This is a genomic window from Nitrospiraceae bacterium (genome assembly GCA_019637075.1).
GTDB lineage: Bacteria > Nitrospirota > Nitrospiria > Nitrospirales > Nitrospiraceae > JAHBWI01.
Genome location: JAHBWI010000014.1, coordinates 1 through 17811 on the forward strand (window position 1 = coordinate 1; position 17811 = coordinate 17811).

Consider the following 17811-nt stretch of genomic DNA (forward strand, 5'->3'; position numbering starts at 1 on the left):
CCAGCGCATACCGCTTCAGCACGACGAGTTCCTGCTCCGGCCCGTATCCGCTGATCCCTAAATTCGCGACAGACGTGCGCAGCCGATGGCTTAATTGCGTCGTCAGAAGACTGTCGCCAGGGAGCATGGGCGATTCCACATAGGAATCACCAATGACCACGACCTCCGCCCGATCCAGATCCGTATCGTTGCGAAACCCCCGATGGTCGTACCGGAGATCGAATCGTTGAGGTGCATTCGCCGGAAGACAGAGCGCTTCACCGATATTTCCTCGCACAAACGCCCCTTCCTCCTGGTAATGCGCCTCACGGCGGTATCCGAGTTCCGGATCACGGACATATCCAGAGCGATCGAACCATTCACGCCCCTGGGTCCCAAAAAGAGCTTGATAGTTAACGAGACCCGTCATGCCGAGCAATTCGGCGGTTCCCAACACCACGATTCCGCAGAGGGTCATCAGAACGAACCTTCCTTGAATCTCCCTGCGCGGCAGATCGGAGAGAAGGGCATACAAGCCCCACGACAACAAATAGCCGGCAATGAGGTTATCCACGAGATGCTTGGTGCTGGTCACGCCAGTCAGCCATAACAGGGCGCATGCACTTAAAAATATCGCCAACGTCAACCATGTGACCTTGTCTTTCAAGCGTCCTCCCCTATATTTCGCATCTGGATGTGTCACTGGTCCTTGCTCTGATCAGGCCATCGGTGCCTGACGTCCGAGCAACGAACACGCCACAACGGCTGAACAAGTGTCCAGCTATACTGTACACTTCCTTAGCCCGATTAAGAAGGTCTGGGAAGCTGGGGAAGTCCCTAGGACGGGGCGTCGAGAACTCGACAGACGGCCGTAGCGCGGAGGACGGGGGAAGTGACTCATCCTTGAGACTCCCCACAAAAACGTGTTACACAGGTAAAAAGCCGGTTTTGCGCACTCGGCTCTATGTATGTGTTCTTAACGGACTCATGACGGCTACCAAGAAAACCAAGCCACTGAAACGCGCCTCACCGCCTCCCACTAAAGCCGAGGTGCACGTCGGCGACATTGTCCGGCGGCTTCGCAAATCTCATCATCTTTCAGTGCGAACACTCGCCGACAAGTGCGGGTTCTCTCCCAGCTTCATCTCTCAGGTCGAACTACGCCAGGCTTCGCCGTCCATTGCCTCCACCGAAAAGATCGCCTCCGCATTGGGCGTCACCCTGGGAGAGTTCTTTCGCGCCATCGACCCGACGCCTCCGGCCATCATCCGGTCCGATTCTCGGCCGGTCGTCCAAAGCGAGTGGTCTCGTGCAAAAATCGAAGCGCTCGGCCCGTTCAACAAGGACAGCCAGTTCGAGCCTATGGTGATCACGATTCAGCCGGGGGGAGCCAGCGGTCATAAACCCTACGTCCGGCAGGCAGAACAACTCGCGGTCGTCCTGATGGGATCTCTCGAATTGACGCTGGAGGAGGACGTCCACCAGCTCAAGCGCGGCGATGCCGCCGGGATACCGGCAGGCAACCGGCACTGCTGGCGCAACATCAGCAAGCGGCCGGCACAAATTCTGATCGTGACGGCTCACCGGCGGCTGTGACCGTTGTTATCACCTTTCCACCACGTACCAGTCCGCACATCTACCCATCGGAATAACCATGCAGTGGTCTCGCTCGAACACCGCTTTCAGGGCCGCAACAGCGCCATCACGCTGAGGCAGACCAGGAGGTTGTTGACGGCATGGCCGATCATGCCCGGCCACAAACTCCCCGTTCGCTCATAAGCCCACGCCCAGATCACGCCGCTCCAGAAGACGCTCAAGAATCCGATCAATCCATAGCCGTGAGCAATGGCAAACAAGGCCGCGCTCAGCATGGCTGCTGTGCCCCATTGGAACCGCCGCCGGAACACGCCGAATAACAGTCCACGGAAGGCCAACTCTTCAAAGACCGGCGCAAAGACCACATATTCCATCAAACTGACGATCAGAGTCGGAGGCGTGCCCCATACGAGATCCGCATCGAACCACTCGGTCCAGTGACTAATTAAATTCAGTGGCTCGGCAAGGCGGCCCAACACCCACTCTCCCACAAGTCCGGCTGCCACGACTGCCAAGACGGCCAAACTCAGTTGTCCCACATGACGCGGCTCAAGACTCAACCCCAGTCCTCGCCAGAATGTCTGCCGCTGGGGCCGAAGCAAGTGATAATAGGCCAATGCCAGGAGCGGCAGGTTTGACAGCGGCACCGCAACGACCCGCAAGGAGGGCACGTCGCCGGCGGCAAACAGAAACGCCACCGTCAACAACGCACCAACGGCACCCCCGCGCAGCAACACACCGGCCCCCAGACGGCCTGCCCACAGGGGCGGCAACTCGGCGGATCCGACCCGAAACATGGTCGCGCCTGTACCTCGCCGCACCCATACCATCAGGACCATTCCCCCGACGACCATGAGGCCCAACTCGAGCAGGGCGAACGCCCGTGAGCGCCAGACCAATGTTTCGATGCGTTGCTGGTCGGCTGTCTCAATCGTGACGAGCAGCGGACGATCCCCTGCGCGTTCGGCAATACGAGCCGCCAGCCGGCTGTAGAACCAGCCGGAAACGGGTTGCTCTGCCAAAGAGGCTTGCAGATCGAACCCCGCGCTGCGCGCCACATGCGCATCGACGTAACCAGCCTGCAACAGTCGCGCAAACAACGGATACGGTGCGGACTGCCTGGTCCATCGCGAGATACGTTGCCGAACCTCGGGAAGATGCCCCGCCTCGCCCTCCAGGATGGCCAGGTGCAAATCGACAAACGGATCGGACGACTCTTCGGCCAGTTCGCGATACCACTCAATGGCCTGCTCACGATCGTTCGCATCGCTTCCCATCGTGAGGTCATAGAGGAACTGTTCCCATACCGGCAGCGTCTTCACGCCGTCTGCCTGATCCATCAGACGACCGACCATATGACTCAGCGCCCGGCTGGGATCCGCGACCCGCTCCACTCTCGGGATATCGAACGATAACCAGGCCACAACCGCGATCGAAGCCGACAGCACCACGGCAGATAACAACGTGACCGCACGGGAAAACCCGGGATTGTACGCATGCGGCGGAGGAGGCGCCCCGACACAGGGCGCTGGAGGGCGAGATGATTGCGAGACCGGACCAGTCGATTCGTCAGCGTCCACGAGACCTCCAAGGGTAAGGCGCGCCGGAGTATACCACCGGCCTTATGGCGGTGAAACTGCAGAGCATCCCGCAACAGAGGGTGCCGGGATCTCGCCACAATCCCATGGCTGAACCCCCTCCGGTTTCGCTATACTACGCCACTCGCCACGCCAGGCGTTGTTCCCGAGACGGTGCGCCCCCGCTTGGCGAGCGGACACGATCAGTTTCAACCATGAGCCTTTCCTCGCACGATCACGCATTCGTCCCCCCGCATCGATTACTGATGGGTCCCGGCCCGAGCATGGTGCATGCGCGCGTGCTTCATGCCCTGTCGCAGCCACTGGTCGGCCATCTGGATCCGATCTTCCTGAATCTGATGAATACCATTCAAGCCTCGCTCCGCACCCTGTTCCGGACGGAGAACGAGTTCACCATCGCGCTCCCGGGCACGGGATCGGCAGGCATGGAGGCCGTGATCGCCAATCTCATCGAGCCGGGCGACCGCGCCATCGTAGGGGTCAACGGCGTGTTCGGTTCACGACTGGCCACCATGATTGAACGGAGCGGCGGTATCCCGCTACGTATCGAGGCGCCCTGGGGACAGATCATTTCGTTGGATGCCGTGCACGATGCCTTGTCTCGAGGCGGCCCGGTCAAGGCGGTGGTACTGGTGCATGCGGAAACCTCAACCGGCGCCTGGCAACCGCTCGAAGACGTCGGCGCCCTTTGTCGGGCGCACGGCGCCTTATTGATCATCGATGCCGTCACATCCCTCGGAGGCCTCCCCGTCGAGGTTGACGCATGGGGCATTGATGCCTGCTACAGCGGCACGCAAAAATGCGTGAGCTGTCCGCCTGGCCTGGCCCCGTTGACGGTGAGCCCCCGAGCCATGGAAGCCGTTCGACAGCGACGGACACCCTGTCACAGTTGGTACCTTGACCTCTCATTGATTGCCGAATATTGGAATGACCGCAGCCGCGCCTATCACCACACGGCGCCCATCTCTATGCTGTATGGATTGCACGAAGCCCTGCGGCTGATCCATGAGGAAGGACTGCCACCGCGGTTCATCCGCCATCAACTCAACAGCGACGCCTTACTCGCCGGCCTTGAGCCTCTGGGCCTACGGCCGCTCCCTCCGGCGGCGCATCGACTCCCCATGCTCAACTGCGTCACCCTGCCCGAGGGCATCGAGGATACGCTGGTGCGAACGCAGCTGTTGCAAGACCACGGGATTGAAATCGGGGGTGGCCTGGGGCCGCTGCGCGGGCGGGTCTGGCGAATCGGGCTGATGGGCGAGTCCTGTCAGCAGGCGCACGTGCTGACGCTGCTCAACGCCTTGGAAGACATTTTCGCGCAACACGGCTGGCTGGATCAGCCAGGTCGCGCGGTGCAGGCGGCGGTCGAAACCTATACCCAATCACAGTTGTCGGCGAGGAGGGGTGCATGAGTCGAAACGGGTTCTGGATCGTCATGGCGGGGGTAGCCGGCTTCGTGGCGGCGATCACCTACTGGGTCATCGCCCTCGCCGTGGCAGAGTCACGCAAAGCCGACATGGTCGCGCCCGAACGGGTGACCAGTTTCATTCATGCGGTGATCGATGCCAATCGCGCCAACTACACGCAGAACGTCGTCGACAAGTTGCACACCCAAGGCGTGGTCGAAGCCCTCGAACATTGGAAAGAAGAAAAAGGACTTCCCCTGCCCGCCCAATTCCTTCTCGAATCAGGCCGGCTGGTTGCCCAGAAAGACATGAAACTGAGTTTCCGGCTCGCCAGCCTCACCCCGATTTACGTGTGGAACGGCCCGAACAGTGAGTTCGAACGACGCGGCCTGGAAGTCGTCATGAAGGCGCCGGAGAAACCGTTCACGGGCTTTTATCAGCAGGGCGGGGTGCGGTACTTCCAAGGCATCTACGCCGACCGGGCGGTCTCCGAGAGCTGCGTATCCTGTCACAACGGGCATGCGAACAGCCCCAGGCGCGACTATAAACTCAACGACATCATGGGCGGTGTCATCGTCACCATTCCCATCAGCGAGGCCCCATGACCATCGCCATCCGACAGATTCGTATCCTCGACGGCCAAGGCCGCAAGATTGAGCGCGGCACGGTCGTGATTGAAGGCGATCGCATTGTGGCTGCCGGACCGGATCAGACCGTACGTCTGCCTCGAGGGGCACAACGCATCGACGGCCGTGGCCTGACGATCCTTCCGGGTCTCATCGATTGCCATGTCCACTTCTGCCTGGGTGCAGAAGCCGATGTGGTTGCGGCCGTCGAGCAGGAATCCTCGGTCGTCACGTTGCTGAAGGCCGCGGAACTGGCGCGGCGCACCGTGCAGGCCGGCTTCACCACCGTGAGGGATGTCGGCTTCCGTGATCATGCCGTGTTTACGTTAAAAAAAGCCATCGCCTCGGGACTCACGCCGGGGCCACGCATCCTCGCCGCAGGTCTGGCGATCTGCATGCCCGGCGGACATGCCCGCTTCATCGGGCGTGAAGCACAGGGAATCGAGGCCGTGCGGGCCGCCGTGCAGGATCAGCTTACGGCCGGCGCCGAAGTGATCAAGGTGATCGCCTCAGGCGGGGTCCTGACTCCAGGGACCTCCCCGGACGAGGCCCAGATGACTGTCGAAGAACTGAGAGCCGCCGTTGAAGTCGCCGCCGCCCATGGCCGGCACGTGGCGGCTCATGCCCATGGTGCCTCGGGGATGAAGAACGCCCTGCGCGCCGGGGTCCATTCGATCGAACATGCCACGCTCATGGACGAGGAGGCCGCCGGCCTGATGACTCAGCGCGGGGTGTATATGGTGCCCACACTATCCGCTCTGGCCACCACGGCTGCCTGTCCGACCGGCTGCGGCATCCCCGACAGCGCCCGCTCAAAGGCCAAAAACATGGTCCGGCAACACGAGAAGAGTTTCCGCGCCGCCGTCCGGCGTGGCGTCCCCATTGCTCTAGGAACCGATGCCGGCACACCTTTTAATTACCACGGCGACAATGCGCAGGAATTGGAACGCATGGTCACCCTGGGCATGACACCGATGGATGCCATCATGACGAGCACGTCCGCCGCCGCGCGATTGCTGCGACTTTCGGCAGAAATCGGCACCATTGAAGCCGGCAAGCAGGCAGATCTCTTGGTGGTGGAAGGCAATCCGTTAAGAAATATCGGACTGCTCCTGAAACGGGAACGGATCGCAGGAGTGATGCAAGGCGGGCGATTTGTATCAGGACCGCTTTCGGAGACGTAAAGGGAAACCGCGTCCGAGGAAGCAACGCTCCGGAACCGTTTCATCGTACGCGTGTGGCGTACTCTTCACGCGTGAGCGTTACCTTCTTATTCATCTGCGTTGATACAGCAGCTCCAGCGCCGTGGCGAACCCATTGATTCGTCCCTTCCGGAACATCTCCTCCAGACGGCCTCGTAGCGCGCGAATCCCGCCTTCGTCGCCCCTGGCAACCACGGACTGCGACACCATCATCTGCACCGCCACTTCGAGCAGGCGATGCTTGCGTTGCTCCATTTCCGGCGTCACGAATTCATCCAGCACTTCCGCCCCTCGCGCTTCGACGATCGGTTCTTTGAACGTATCATACCCCTGGTGCGCCACCGTGCGTTCGCGAATGATGGCCAATTCGGATTTGATCCGCGGCACCATTTTCATCAGGACGGCGAACACTTCCTTGCGGCCCTCGTCGAAGAGCCTCTTCTCCATCTCCTCGAGAATCAGCGCCGGATCGACGGTCTCCGGCCGCATCTCCTCGCCCCAATGCAGGCGATCGTACGTGCGCCGGCTCTCGGGATCCCCGAGAACTTCATAGGCGGAGTTGATCTCACGGATCTTCTCCTCAGCCTTGCTGTTGTTGGGATTGCGATCGGGATGATGCTCGAAGACGAGCTTGCGGTAGGCTTTCTTGATCTCGTCATCGGAAATGTCCCGCGACACCCCGAGAACGCGATAATAATCAACACGCGGCATAGTGCGAGGGACTATACCATGTCTGCTTTGCAGGCTTCACCTTGACAGCGCGACCTCCTCCCCGTAGCGTGGCGGCACGTGATCCGCACCCGGAAGACCCGCAGCGTGGCATGGACAAAGGGCGTCACGACGTATCAATGGCGTCAACAATGCCGCGAGTACCATCGCATTGATCTATGTCCTTGGCTTGGCCATACTTCCATTTGCCACCGAACCAAAGGCAGACCGTTACCGAAGTGAGGCCCCGCTGCCGGCGGTGGAAATCATGACGGAGCAGGCCGTGAACATGATTTCTCGTATGGTCCAGCTCAGCGAGTCCGCCGTCACCGTCGAGTTCGGCAACACGATTGATCTTCACACGAACGAACTGGTGCTGGCCTTTACCGCCGCAGTAGACCAGACCGTGATTCCAGGTCTCATGGAGGTCGTTCCCACCTACTGCTCCGCCACCGTCTATTTTAACGCAATGCTCACCGATGCCGTCACGATCATGAAAGACCTTCGTGCTCTGTCGATGAACGCGGCGGTAGCGCCCTCGCCCTCATCGATCACCCACACGATTCCGGTCTGGTATGGAGACGCTGCAGGACCGGATTTGACCGATGTGGCGAAGCAGGCCGGACTCACTCCCGAAGAAGCCGGCGCGCTCCATGCCTCCGCCACCTATCGGGTGTTCATGCTGGGATTCAGTCCGGGCTTTCCCTATTTGGGAACCGTGCCTGCGCGCATCGCTACCCCTCGGCTGCAGACGCCGCGCAAACAGGTGGCTGCCGGATCAGTAGGCATCGCAGGCACACAGACCGGCATTTATCCTCAGGCCAGCCCGGGCGGCTGGCGCATCATCGGGCGTACGCCGGTGCTTCTGTTCAATCTCCACAGGCCCAAACCGTTCCTGCTCGCGCCCGGCGACCAGGTGAGATTCGTGCCGATCGAAGAGGACGAATTCAAGGAACTGTCGGAAGACCGGACATGACCCGTACGCGCAGCATCGATCTGAATTGTGATCTCGGCGAGGCGGCAACCCCGGCGCAACGGGATGCAGAAGCTCGGCTCATGCCCTATATGACATCAGTAAATATCGCCTGCGGCGTACATACGGGTGATACGGCACTGATGCGCAGCACGGTGCAGCTGGCGCGACAGTATGATGTGGCAATCGGCGCGCATCCCGGGTTACCTGACCGAGAATCACGCGGACGCCGGGAACTGCCGCTGTCGCAAGCGTTGGTGCTGGACCTCATCCTCTCGCAGGTGAGTGAATTGATGGCGATCGGGCAGTCGGAAGGCATCCGGCTCTCTCACGTGAAACCGCATGGAGCCCTCTACAACATGGCGGCGCGCGATCCAGAGCTCGCCGATGCAGTCGCGGCTGGTATCGTTCAACTCGATCAGCGGTTGATCCTCGTCGGATTGGCCGGGTCGGAACTTCTCAACTCTGGAAGAGCGCATGGGCTGATCGTGGCCGCGGAAGGATTCGCGGATCGAGGCTATCGGGCTGATGGTCGTTTAGTACCCCGAACTGAGACACATGCGCTCATCCATGACGAATCGACCGTCGTCGCCCGAGCGCGGTCACTGGTACATGAAGGCACCCTCGCCGCTGGCGATGGGACGTTGCTCCACCTCCACGTCGATACCCTCTGTCTGCACGGGGACACGCCCGGTGCCGTCCGCCTGGCCCATGCGCTACGAATGATGTTCGACGATGACGGAATTTCCGTGAGGCGCCTCGATCATGCCGACTAAGCCGCCGGTTATTCATGTGTTGCATCCCGGCCTCTTCACGACTGTGCAGGATCTCGGCCGGTGCGGGTATCAGCGATGTGGCGTGTCGGTCAGTGGTGCGATGGATGCCTGGGCGCTGACGGTCGGCAATCGATTGCTTGGAAATCCTGACGGGGCTGCCGGTTTGGAGATGACCCTTCAAGGGCCGGAACTCTTGTTCGAGCAGGCCCTCTTTATTGCCGTGACCGGCGCCGACCTTTCGCCGACCACCGACGGCCTCGCCATTCCCATGTGGACCATGATCGCCATGAAGGCTGGAAGCCGGTTGCAGTTCGGGATGCGGCGGCAGGGCGCCCGCGCCTATCTCACAGTCGCCGGCGGCATCACCGGCCCGATGATACTGGGAAGTCTCTCGACCCATGTACGCAGTGGATTGGGCGGACTGGCAGGTCGAGCGGTGAAGAAATGGGATCAATTCAGCGTGGGACCCATTGTACGCGCAGACGCAGACTCCATAGGCCGCTCGTTACCGGAACCCTATCGGCCTCAGTATTCCAAGTTACCGACCGTGCGACTCATGCCGGGTCCGCAAACCGATTCCTTCATCGACGAAGCCATTCGATTGCTGACTGACCGTCCGTACCGGGTGACACCGGAATCCGACCGGATGGGATATCGCTTGGAGGGTGTGGAACTGCCGCATCGTATCTCGGCGGACATCGTCTCCGAAGCCGTGTGCGTCGGAAGTCTTCAAGTCCCGCCGAACCGACAACCGATTCTCCTGATGGCAGATTGTCAACCGACAGGCGGGTATGCGAAGCTCGCCATGATGATCAGCGCGGATCGTTCTCTCGCCGCGCAATTGGCCCCGGGCGATAGCCTCTCGTTTCGAATGGTCAGCGCACAGAAGGCATCTCAACTTCTTCGGTCGAAACGTACGGATCTTGATCGAATTCTTCCTCCGTGTCGTTCATGAGGGAACACTTCAGCCTAGACGGCGCACGCAATCATTGCGCATCTTTCATGAATACCCCATCGAACGAGAGTGGCTCTGCGATGCGCTGAGTCCTTGACATTGCCCTGAAGCGATCTATTATTATTCGTATGGACACCACATTGACTCCTCGACAAATTACCCACGATGAGAAAAAGGCGGCCGAGGCCGCTTTCGCTGGTCGCCCATTCAATCCCAAATGGTCTGACGCGGCTCGCATCGTCTACGACGGCCTTCTCGCCGCGATGGGGAAAGAGGCTCGTGCCGTCGATACCGACGAGGAACTCGAGCCGGTTGAGCCGCTGGCTTAATCCCCTCGCTGCAATCCGGTGGTCGATGGGTGTAGCTGGCCGCATCCCCTGTGGTCATCGCAGCTGCGTGGCCTCCTCGCCTCGCGCGCAAGGCTAACGAGCGCGATCGGCAAATTCCTTCACCAGTGCCTGTTCCTCTGCCTCGCTTTTCACGTCCCCGTCCAACCGTGCCTGAGTCAATCGCTCCAGAATGGTGCGATAGAGCGGACCCGGACGTACGCCCAAGGCCTTCAGCGCCTTTCCCGTGAGCATCGGTTTCACCTCACGATACGTCGTCAGATATTGGGACAGAGAACGTTTCGCCTTGTCCGAGGCATTCTTTGCCAGCAGGAAGACCAAGCATTCATCCGATAGGCCAGCTAACAGTGCGACTGTTTCCGATGGCCGGAGAGGCGCACGCCGGTTCAACATCCGACACACCGGTTGCGTGGAGAATCGCGCTTGGGTGATCGCGGTCCGTTCCGCTTCGGTAAAGGGAAATCGCTTGAGCATGTCACGGACGGCTTGATCCGGCATCACCTCCGCGAGTGCCATGGCGTAGACCACCCATCCGTTGAGGGGGCGATCAAGACAAGACAGACGATACCAATCCAACGCCGCTTCCAGGTCGCTGAGTCGCCGATCCAGCCGAACAGACCAGGCCAACGTGGGATGAATAAACCGCAACAGATCCAGGTCCGCCAGCCGGCGGACGGCCTGCCTGGGCGTGCGCTCGGAAAACAGCAGCCGCAATTCATCCAGAAGGCGCTGGCCGGAAAGCCGATGGAACAATTCCATCTTCACCGCGCCCTTAATCAGGGCCAGTGTGTCCTTGCTGAGGTGAAAGTCGAATCGCAGCTCGAACCGGATGGCGCGAAAGACTCGCGTCGGATCTTCGACGAAGCTCAAACTATGCAGCACCCGGATCAATCGCTCTTTCAGATCCCGTTGGCCCCCATAAAAATCGATCAGCTGACCAAAGGTTCGAGGCCTGAGCGCCACCGCCAACGTATTGATGGTGAAGTCCCGCCGGTAAAGATCCTTCTTGATGGAACTTTGTTCCACCGTGGGCAAGGCAGTAGGGTACTCGTAATACTCGGTACGGGCCGTGGCCACATCCACCTTAAATCCGTCCGGCAGCAAGATGACCGCCGTTCCAAACCGCTCGTGCACCTTGACGCGGCCTGCACGTTCCTTTGCGAGCGCGCGCGCGAATGCGATTCCATCTCCTTCGATCACAAAATCCACATCGAGATTGTCGAGGCCGAGCAACAGATCGCGCACAAAACCTCCGACCACGTAGAGGGAGAAGTCCAGCCGTTCACCCAATTCACCTGCCATGCGCAGCAGATCGTACACGTGAGGGGGTAATCGATCGCGCAGCAGCCCTTTCACATCCCGTCTCCGCACTCCGCCGGGCGACTCCAATCCCATCAAGGACTTCGGTTTGCCGCGGGCAGACGCCAGCACATCGTCATGCAAACTGCGCAAAAGATCAGTCCTCGTAATGACGCCAACCGTCCGGCCGTCGGACAAAACCGGCACGAAACGCTGATTCAGTTCGATCATCCGCAGCTCGATGTCATGAAAGGGCGTATCCGGCAATGCGGTATATTGTCCGCCGCCGGCTAGATCCCCCACTCGCTGGTCTCCCAGCCGGTGAAACAGAGCCTTCTGAACGATCTCCCGTGAAATCATGCCGACGTACCGGTTTTTTGCCTCGACGATCGGAAGTACATTGACACCAAGGATGGTCATGGATCGTTCGGCTTCACTCACCGTCGCATCCGCAGCAATCGATTTGACAGGCATGGTCATCACATCACGAGCCAACAGCGCGGGGCGGTAACGCTCGGTCAGCAGACGGGTCAGTTGCTCCTGCACTTCCACCAGCGTACGGCCTTTTACGCTGGCGGCGGCGGCCACGGCATGCCCGCCGCCGCCAAACTCGCGCGCGATCCAGGCCACGTCGATCTCCGGTCTGCGACTCCGTCCGATGATCTGAACCTTTTCCTCCATCGCGAGGGCCACGATGACGGCATCAAAGCCTTGCAGTTCCGCGAGCCGCTGAACGGCTTCAGCGAGGTCGCCCGTATAGCGATCGTAGGCGCTCGATGCGACCAGAATTTTGCGGCCTTCCAGATAGTAGATCTCTCCCGATTGGAGCAAATCGTTCAGCAAGGCGATGAGGTTCGGATCCAGCGGGTGCTGCAACGTCTCCGCCACCAGGTTGAGATCGGCGCCGGCGCGCAGGACAAACGCCGCGGCGTCCAGATCGCGCGGAGTGGTCGAGGGGTAGGCCAACGAGCCGGTTTCTTCGTACAGTCCTATCGCCAACACGGTTGCTTCAGCGGCCGTGAGCGCCACTTGCTGCGCGTTCAGTCGTTCGATCAACAGCGTCGTGGTCGCGCCTACCGGTTCGATATGCCGTTCCGTCATTGACGGCCAGGCCGACGTGTTTGATCCTTCGCCGGTTCCATGATGATCAAACACATGGACGTCCAGATCCTTGCGCGAACTCAGCACCTTCAACGGACCGATCCGATCCGGCTCTTGCACATCGACCAGAATCAGTCGACGCACCTGCTCAAGCGCTACATCCTTCAGGCGGCAGATACCCAAATCGTGCTCAGCCAAAAAATTGCGCACGGACTCCTGCGCGCCGCCGGGAAACACCAGGACGGCATCGGGATACAGTTTTCGGGCTGCCACCATGGAGGCTAATCCGTCAAAGTCGGCATTCAAATGAGTCGTGATGAGATCCATGCCGGCATTCTAGCAGGATCGAATGGATCGATTCAGGCATGACGCGAGAAGTTTATGCAACAGATATGAAGTGTTCGGAAAGTGCTTGGGAAGATACAACCATGCCGTCCACAGATTGACCTGTGGACGGCATGGAAGAGACTCGACAACAAGCACGAGCGCGGTTACCGATCACGCCTCCGGAACCGAGTGGTGCGCTTGCCCCAACTCGGCACCGGATTGAACAATTAGCGCTGTTGGCGGTCGTGCTTCTGGCGAGCAATGTGGCGCGACGTGCGGTCCTGCGCATGACTAATGCGGGCGCGCTCTTTCTTCGTCACGACACCGTCGGACTTTGCCTTGTCCTCCATGTTGTTGATGTGCCCCTGCTGGTTGTTCAAACGAGTGGCCTCGCGTTCATTGAGTTGTCCACTGGCAATGCCTTGATCAATCCGTCGTTCCTGATTCGCCTGCCGCTGATCAATTCTGGGCGTCTCCGCCTGCGCAAAGACAAATGAGGGGACACACATCGACAGCATAGCCGCACCCACAATCACCTGCTTCATACATCCTCCCTTGGTTACCACAAAATGCCTGTCATGCCATTCAACGTACTAGCGGGTCTGTTCGTTGACAACGAGTTTTTGATTCCGAGACGAAAACAGTGGCGCTGAACGGATGATACCTCAGGAAACAATCGAGGAAAGAGGCGGGCAAAATTGAACAGATGTTGGCGTTTTCCTCCCCTGCCGGTCCTGCCTTATCACGCAACCGGACACAACCGGCACAAATCCGAGTGATTCTCCCCCTGATTACGGAGGCATGGGGCTTGCTCAGTCAGTCTCCGACCCGCAGCCGTCATCATTGAAGGAGGATTGTTATGAGGATCAACGCTAAGTCTTCATTGCTGGCCATCGCGGTGGCGACCCTGACCGCGATCAGCTTCGTGGTTGCACCGGCATCAGCAAAAGAGAAGGAGAAGGCGGCTAAACATCACCCTCATGCCGCGACCACATCGGCAGCAGCAGCGACGTCTTTGCTGGGATCCGTGCCTGAGCAATCCTCTGCCCCCAAGCCGGGGCAATACGACTCCAAACCCGGCGTCGCCTGGAAAACGGTGGGTGGGACCGTCAAAGAGATCCAAGGAAATACGTATACGGTTGAAGACTACGACGGCAGTCAAATGAAGATGCGTGTCGGGCAGGGCACCAAACATCTTCGAGGCAACAAAAAGGTGGGCGACACCATTCGAGCTGAGATTACCCACGGTGGCTTCGCCAATTCCATTCAGTAACCTGCTGAGGTTACGAACCCGCCTCAGCTCGCCGGTGTCCGAAGGGGCCGACCCTGCACAGGTCGGCCTCTCCCCAACCTTCCATATGCCTCTCCGCGACTATTTTGGGGGAGACCGCACAAACTCGATATCCCCGTAATAGGCCACGGCATGTTCCTTCGTGTTATCGGTATCGGTCATGATCGCAATGCCGTTGATCGCCGGCGGCTCCTCCCCGAAGGCCTGCCGATAGTCCTCATAGACATTGCGTTCTTCCTGGACCCAAGAGCCGATCCGACGAGCCCCGCTCTCCACGACAATCATCTTAGCAAAGCTCGTGAAGGCATTGTCCACCACCGTCCCCACAGGGCTTTTGCTGTCCCAAATATAGTTGATCGCCCCGATCGGAATGTCACCGAACACCGCCTGACCGGCCTTATATTTCAGTTTCTTTCCGAAACTCACTTTATCCGGTTCATAGGCAAATGTGATGTAGAGCCGCGCCGGATAGTCGTCGCCGTCCTTCCGGTTCACGTCGCTCTTGTCCAAGATATTCTCGATCTTCCAACGCCAGCGGACTATCGGATACTCATGCGGATCGATCGTGACCGCCTTGGTCAATCCCGAGGCGCTCGCCTCGCTCACCGCTTTGACGACGGTCATCGACTGGTCTTTGACGACTTCATATCGGGTGTGCCGCTCGATCTTCTTGAAGGTCAGCATGCGCCAGCCATTCGGCAATGCGGTCCCTTCGGCTGCAGCAGAAAACCTTCCCACGGACAATTGCGCCGGCTGCTGCGCCACTGCCATCATCGTTGCACCGACGAAGGCCAGACCCACAAGCGGAGCCACGCATCTCATGACAGGTTTACCGTCTCAGCCAGGCAAACAGCCTGGTCAGCAGTGACTTGGTGCGCGGAGTGAAATGAGCTTTGCGCCAGAGATTGACGGCCTTCTTGATGATTTCAGCACGGCTCGGATAGGGATGGATGGTCGCAGCAATTGTTTTCGCACCGGCCCCGGCCTTCATCGCCACCGATATCTCGCTGATCAAATCACCGGCGTGCGCCCCCACGATCGTCGCGCCAAGAATCGTATCGGTGCCTTCCTGAATGTGGAGACGGGCAAAGCCTTCTTCGTCACCGTCAAGAATGGCTCGATCGACCTCATCAAACTTATAGGTATAGGTTTCGACCTTCAGTCCGCGCTTCGTCGCCTCGGCTTCGTACAAGCCGACATGGGCGATTTCCGGTGTGGTAAAGGTGCACCAGGGCATGTTGAGCACCTTCACACTCGCATATCCTAATCCGAACGGATGCGGAAACAGCGCGTTTTGAATGACGATCTGCGCCATCGCATCGGCGGCATGGGTGAATTTGTACCGGGAACAGATATCGCCGGCGGCATAGATACGCGGGTTCGTCGTCTGTAGGCAATCGTTCACTGTGACGCCCGTCTTATCAAATTCAACGCCGACGGTCTCCAATCCTAAGCCTTGCACATTCGGCGCACGGCCTACGCCGACCAAGATCTCATCGACCGTGAGATCATACTGTTGCCCATGGGAATCAAGGATGAGTCGCTTGCCCTCGGGAACTTTTTCGACTGTGAGATCCTTTCCGCAACAGAGCAAGCTGACGCCGTCACGAGTCATCGACTGCTGTACCAATTCTGCCGCGTCGTGATCTTCGTTCGGCAGAATACCGTGCATCGCCTCAATGAGCGACACTCGACTGCCGAACCGTGCCAAGGCCTGCGCCAATTCGCATCCGATCGGGCCGGCCCCGATGACGCCGACGCGCGCGGGGAGCGAGGTGAGCGAAAAGACGGTTTCATTGGTGAGATAGCCCGCCTCTTCCAAGCCGGGGATAGAAGGCACGGCAGCCCTTGCGCCGGTGCACACAGCCGCCTTGACGAAGGCCAAGGTCCGATTACCTGCCATGCCTTCGACCACTACTGTATCGTCGCCGGCAAACCGGCCTTGGCCGATATACACATCCACACCGAGCGACTTGTACCGGTGTGCGGAATCTACATGGCTGATTCTGGCCCGCAGCTGCCTCATCCCGGCCATGGCTGCGCCAAAGTCGTAACTCACCCCGTCCGGAATGTGTGCGCCGAAGCGCGACGCGTTGCGCAATTGCGCCCACACATTCGCGGCGCGAATCATTCCCTTGGAAGGCACGCAGCCGACATTGAGGCAATCTCCGCCCATCAAGTGCCGCTCGATGAGCGCCACCTTTGCGCCCAATCCCGCGGCGATGACCGCCGTAATTAATCCTGCCGTTCCGGCCCCAACCACCACAATGTTGTAGCGACCATCCGGTTGGGGGTTCACCCAATCAGAAGGATGCACATTGTTCACCAGTTTCCTGTTGTGCTCGTCATCCGGCAGAACAAGATACTGACTCGCTGCGGTCGTCAAAGACATGACCAGGACCTTTCTCTCTCTCTATGAAGCCTGTCGGCCTCACGCCTTGTTTTTGTCATTTCAACTGACCGGTGAATCGTTTATAGAGGGTCGGCACCAACGCCAGTAAGCCCAAGAGGGTAAAGGCCATCAACACGTTCGGGGACACGATTTCCTTGAGCGAATTGATCGTCCCCAATTGCCGCCCCGCATAGGCAAACACGAAACTGCCCGGAATGATACCGAGGGAGGTTGCCGCGACATAGGTTCCGACGTTCACTCTGGTCAGGCCTGAAACCATATTGACCAGAAAAAACGGAAAGAGAGGGATCAACCGCAGCGTCAGCAGATAGCTGAAGGCATTCCGGGCGAAGCCCTCTTGGATGGCTCCGAGTCTGTTTCCGAATTGCCGCTCAACCCAGTCTCGAAGCAGATACCGCGCAACCAGAAAGGCCAGCGTCGCGCCGACCGTCGCGCCGACATTCACATACAGGGTTCCGAGCAGGCTTCCGAACAGGAATCCACCGGCGAGGGTCATAATCGCGCCACCCGGAAGTGACAGCCCCACCACCGCGCAATAGGCCAACACATACAGGGCAACGGCCGTCGAATAGTTGGCCTCCGTGAAGGCCAGCAATTGATCGCGATTGGCTTTCAGCGCATCCAGCGAAAGATACCGACCGAGATCGAAATAAAGAACCCCCGCTACGGCACATCCGACGAACAGGGCCAACAATAGTTTGCCGGTTCCCGGGCCGCTCTTGGAAAGAGAAGCATCTGTAGAAGTGGTCATCGTCTGTCTGCTCCCGGCCGTATCATCGGGCCTGCCCGTTCCTGTGTCAATCGCGTCGCGCCGCGGCCGACTAGACCGGTCATGCAGTCGGGAGTAGGATCCGGCCATGCATTTTCGCTCCTCGCCTCCTTTTGCCGCCTTTTTCTCCTTCCGGCCTCGGTTGCACCCTCAAGTGCAGGGCTGCAACCTCCGAAAGAACTCTTGAAGCCGGGGTGCAAGTGGAGGTATTGTCGACCGTGCACGCGATCATTGATGTCCTGGACGCTGCCATGCCGACAACACATTCGGTTCCACAGCAGACCCGTACCTCGCACCCCGCTTACGAAACCGCTTTACACGTGTGGATGCGCCCCTGTCCCCACTGCCATTGCAAATTGCGAAAAAAATCACCTGAAGAATCGTGGCGTTGCGGATGCGGCTGGCGCACGGAGTGAAGTGGTACAATTAAGTCATATAAAGGGGG

At 59.4% G+C, this 17811-nt stretch carries 17 protein-coding genes; 9 read left to right on the top strand and 8 right to left on the bottom strand.

Annotated features, from left to right (window positions below; genetic code table 11):
- Positions 1-646, bottom strand: a 646-nt coding sequence (locus tag KF814_18700; protein ID MBX3238183.1) for a hypothetical protein, incomplete at its 3' end; no start/stop codon positions are given.
- A 320-nt stretch (positions 647-966) separates the two neighbouring features.
- Here KF814_18700 and KF814_18705 point away from each other — a divergent pair.
- On the top strand, positions 967-1575 hold the full coding sequence (locus KF814_18705) for a cupin domain-containing protein (protein MBX3238184.1): 609 nt from the start codon (positions 967-969) through the stop codon (positions 1573-1575).
- A gap of 86 nt (positions 1576-1661) precedes the next feature.
- Here the strand turns inward: KF814_18705 and KF814_18710 are convergent, their stop codons facing one another.
- Positions 1662-3155 carry a CPBP family intramembrane metalloprotease gene (locus KF814_18710; GenBank protein MBX3238185.1) on the bottom strand — a complete coding sequence of 498 codons (1494 nt, stop codon included), beginning with the start codon at positions 3153-3155 and terminating at the stop codon, positions 1662-1664.
- Between the two features lie 263 nt (positions 3156-3418).
- Here KF814_18710 and KF814_18715 point away from each other — a divergent pair, with 263 nt between their 5' ends.
- From KF814_18715 to KF814_18725, 3 genes are read left to right on the top strand one after another with little or no spacing between them, the layout of a single operon-like run.
- Positions 3419-4585, top strand: coding sequence for an alanine--glyoxylate aminotransferase family protein (locus KF814_18715; protein MBX3238186.1), 1167 nt, complete (start codon positions 3419-3421; stop codon positions 4583-4585).
- Positions 4582-5184, top strand: a complete 603-nt coding sequence (locus KF814_18720; GenBank protein ID MBX3238187.1) for a DUF3365 domain-containing protein — start codon at positions 4582-4584, stop codon at positions 5182-5184. Before KF814_18715 ends, KF814_18720 begins: the two co-directional genes overlap by 4 nt.
- Complete coding sequence (locus tag KF814_18725) at positions 5181-6389, top strand: amidohydrolase family protein (protein ID MBX3238188.1); 1209 nt, start codon at positions 5181-5183, stop codon at positions 6387-6389. The genes KF814_18720 and KF814_18725 overlap by 4 nt, the downstream gene beginning before the upstream one ends.
- A 90-nt stretch (positions 6390-6479) precedes the next feature.
- Here the strand turns inward: KF814_18725 and KF814_18730 are convergent, their stop codons facing one another.
- A complete protein-coding gene (locus KF814_18730; GenBank protein ID MBX3238189.1) occupies positions 6480-7118 on the bottom strand; it encodes a DnaJ domain-containing protein in 639 nt (212 codons plus the stop codon).
- Between the two features lie 265 nt (positions 7119-7383).
- On the opposite strand from KF814_18730, the gene pxpB reads away from it, so the two are divergent.
- The 4 genes from pxpB to KF814_18750 all read left to right on the top strand — a co-directional run bounded on the left by pxpB (position 7384) and on the right by KF814_18750 (position 10148).
- Complete coding sequence (pxpB, locus tag KF814_18735; GenBank protein MBX3238190.1) at positions 7384-8091, top strand: 5-oxoprolinase subunit PxpB; 708 nt, start codon at positions 7384-7386, stop codon at positions 8089-8091.
- Positions 8088-8864: a LamB/YcsF family protein gene (locus KF814_18740; protein MBX3238191.1), complete on the top strand. Its 777-nt coding sequence runs from the start codon at positions 8088-8090 to the stop codon at positions 8862-8864. The genes pxpB and KF814_18740 overlap by 4 nt, the downstream gene beginning before the upstream one ends.
- A complete protein-coding gene (locus tag KF814_18745) occupies positions 8854-9819 on the top strand; it encodes a biotin-dependent carboxyltransferase (GenBank protein ID MBX3238192.1) in 966 nt (321 codons plus the stop codon). The genes KF814_18740 and KF814_18745 overlap by 11 nt, the downstream gene beginning before the upstream one ends.
- Positions 9820-9947: 128 nt before the next feature.
- Positions 9948-10148 (top strand): hypothetical protein, encoded by a 201-nt coding sequence (locus KF814_18750; GenBank protein ID MBX3238193.1) that lies wholly within the window; start codon positions 9948-9950, stop codon positions 10146-10148.
- A 93-nt stretch (positions 10149-10241) separates the two neighbouring features.
- Here the strand turns inward: KF814_18750 and KF814_18755 are convergent, their stop codons facing one another.
- Together KF814_18755 and KF814_18760 are read right to left on the bottom strand one after the other, a co-directional pair.
- Entirely contained in the window at positions 10242-12893 is a 2652-nt protein-coding gene (locus tag KF814_18755) for a CBS domain-containing protein (protein ID MBX3238194.1), read from the bottom strand.
- A gap of 227 nt (positions 12894-13120) precedes the next feature.
- Positions 13121-13438: a hypothetical protein gene (locus tag KF814_18760; GenBank protein ID MBX3238195.1), complete on the bottom strand. Its 318-nt coding sequence runs from the start codon at positions 13436-13438 to the stop codon at positions 13121-13123.
- Positions 13439-13752: 314 nt separating this feature from the next.
- Here KF814_18760 and KF814_18765 point away from each other — a divergent pair, with 314 nt between their 5' ends.
- Positions 13753-14166, top strand: a complete 414-nt coding sequence (locus KF814_18765) for a hypothetical protein (GenBank protein ID MBX3238196.1) — start codon at positions 13753-13755, stop codon at positions 14164-14166.
- Positions 14167-14265: 99 nt separating this feature from the next.
- On the opposite strand, the gene KF814_18770 is transcribed toward KF814_18765, so the two are convergent.
- Genes KF814_18770 through KF814_18780 form a run of 3 tightly spaced genes read right to left on the bottom strand, consistent with a single transcriptional unit; the run spans position 14266 to position 17348 of the window.
- On the bottom strand, positions 14266-14958 hold the full coding sequence (locus KF814_18770) for a DUF3047 domain-containing protein (protein MBX3238197.1): 693 nt from the start codon (positions 14956-14958) through the stop codon (positions 14266-14268).
- A 55-nt stretch (positions 14959-15013) separates the two neighbouring features.
- Positions 15014-16576 (bottom strand): mercuric reductase, encoded by a 1563-nt coding sequence (locus KF814_18775; GenBank protein ID MBX3238198.1) that lies wholly within the window; start codon positions 16574-16576, stop codon positions 15014-15016.
- A gap of 55 nt (positions 16577-16631) precedes the next feature.
- The gene (locus tag KF814_18780) at positions 16632-17348 is read right to left on the bottom strand and encodes a TVP38/TMEM64 family protein (protein ID MBX3238199.1); all 717 of its coding nucleotides are present in this window, start codon (positions 17346-17348) and stop codon (positions 16632-16634) included.
- Positions 17349-17811 lie beyond the last annotated feature (463 nt).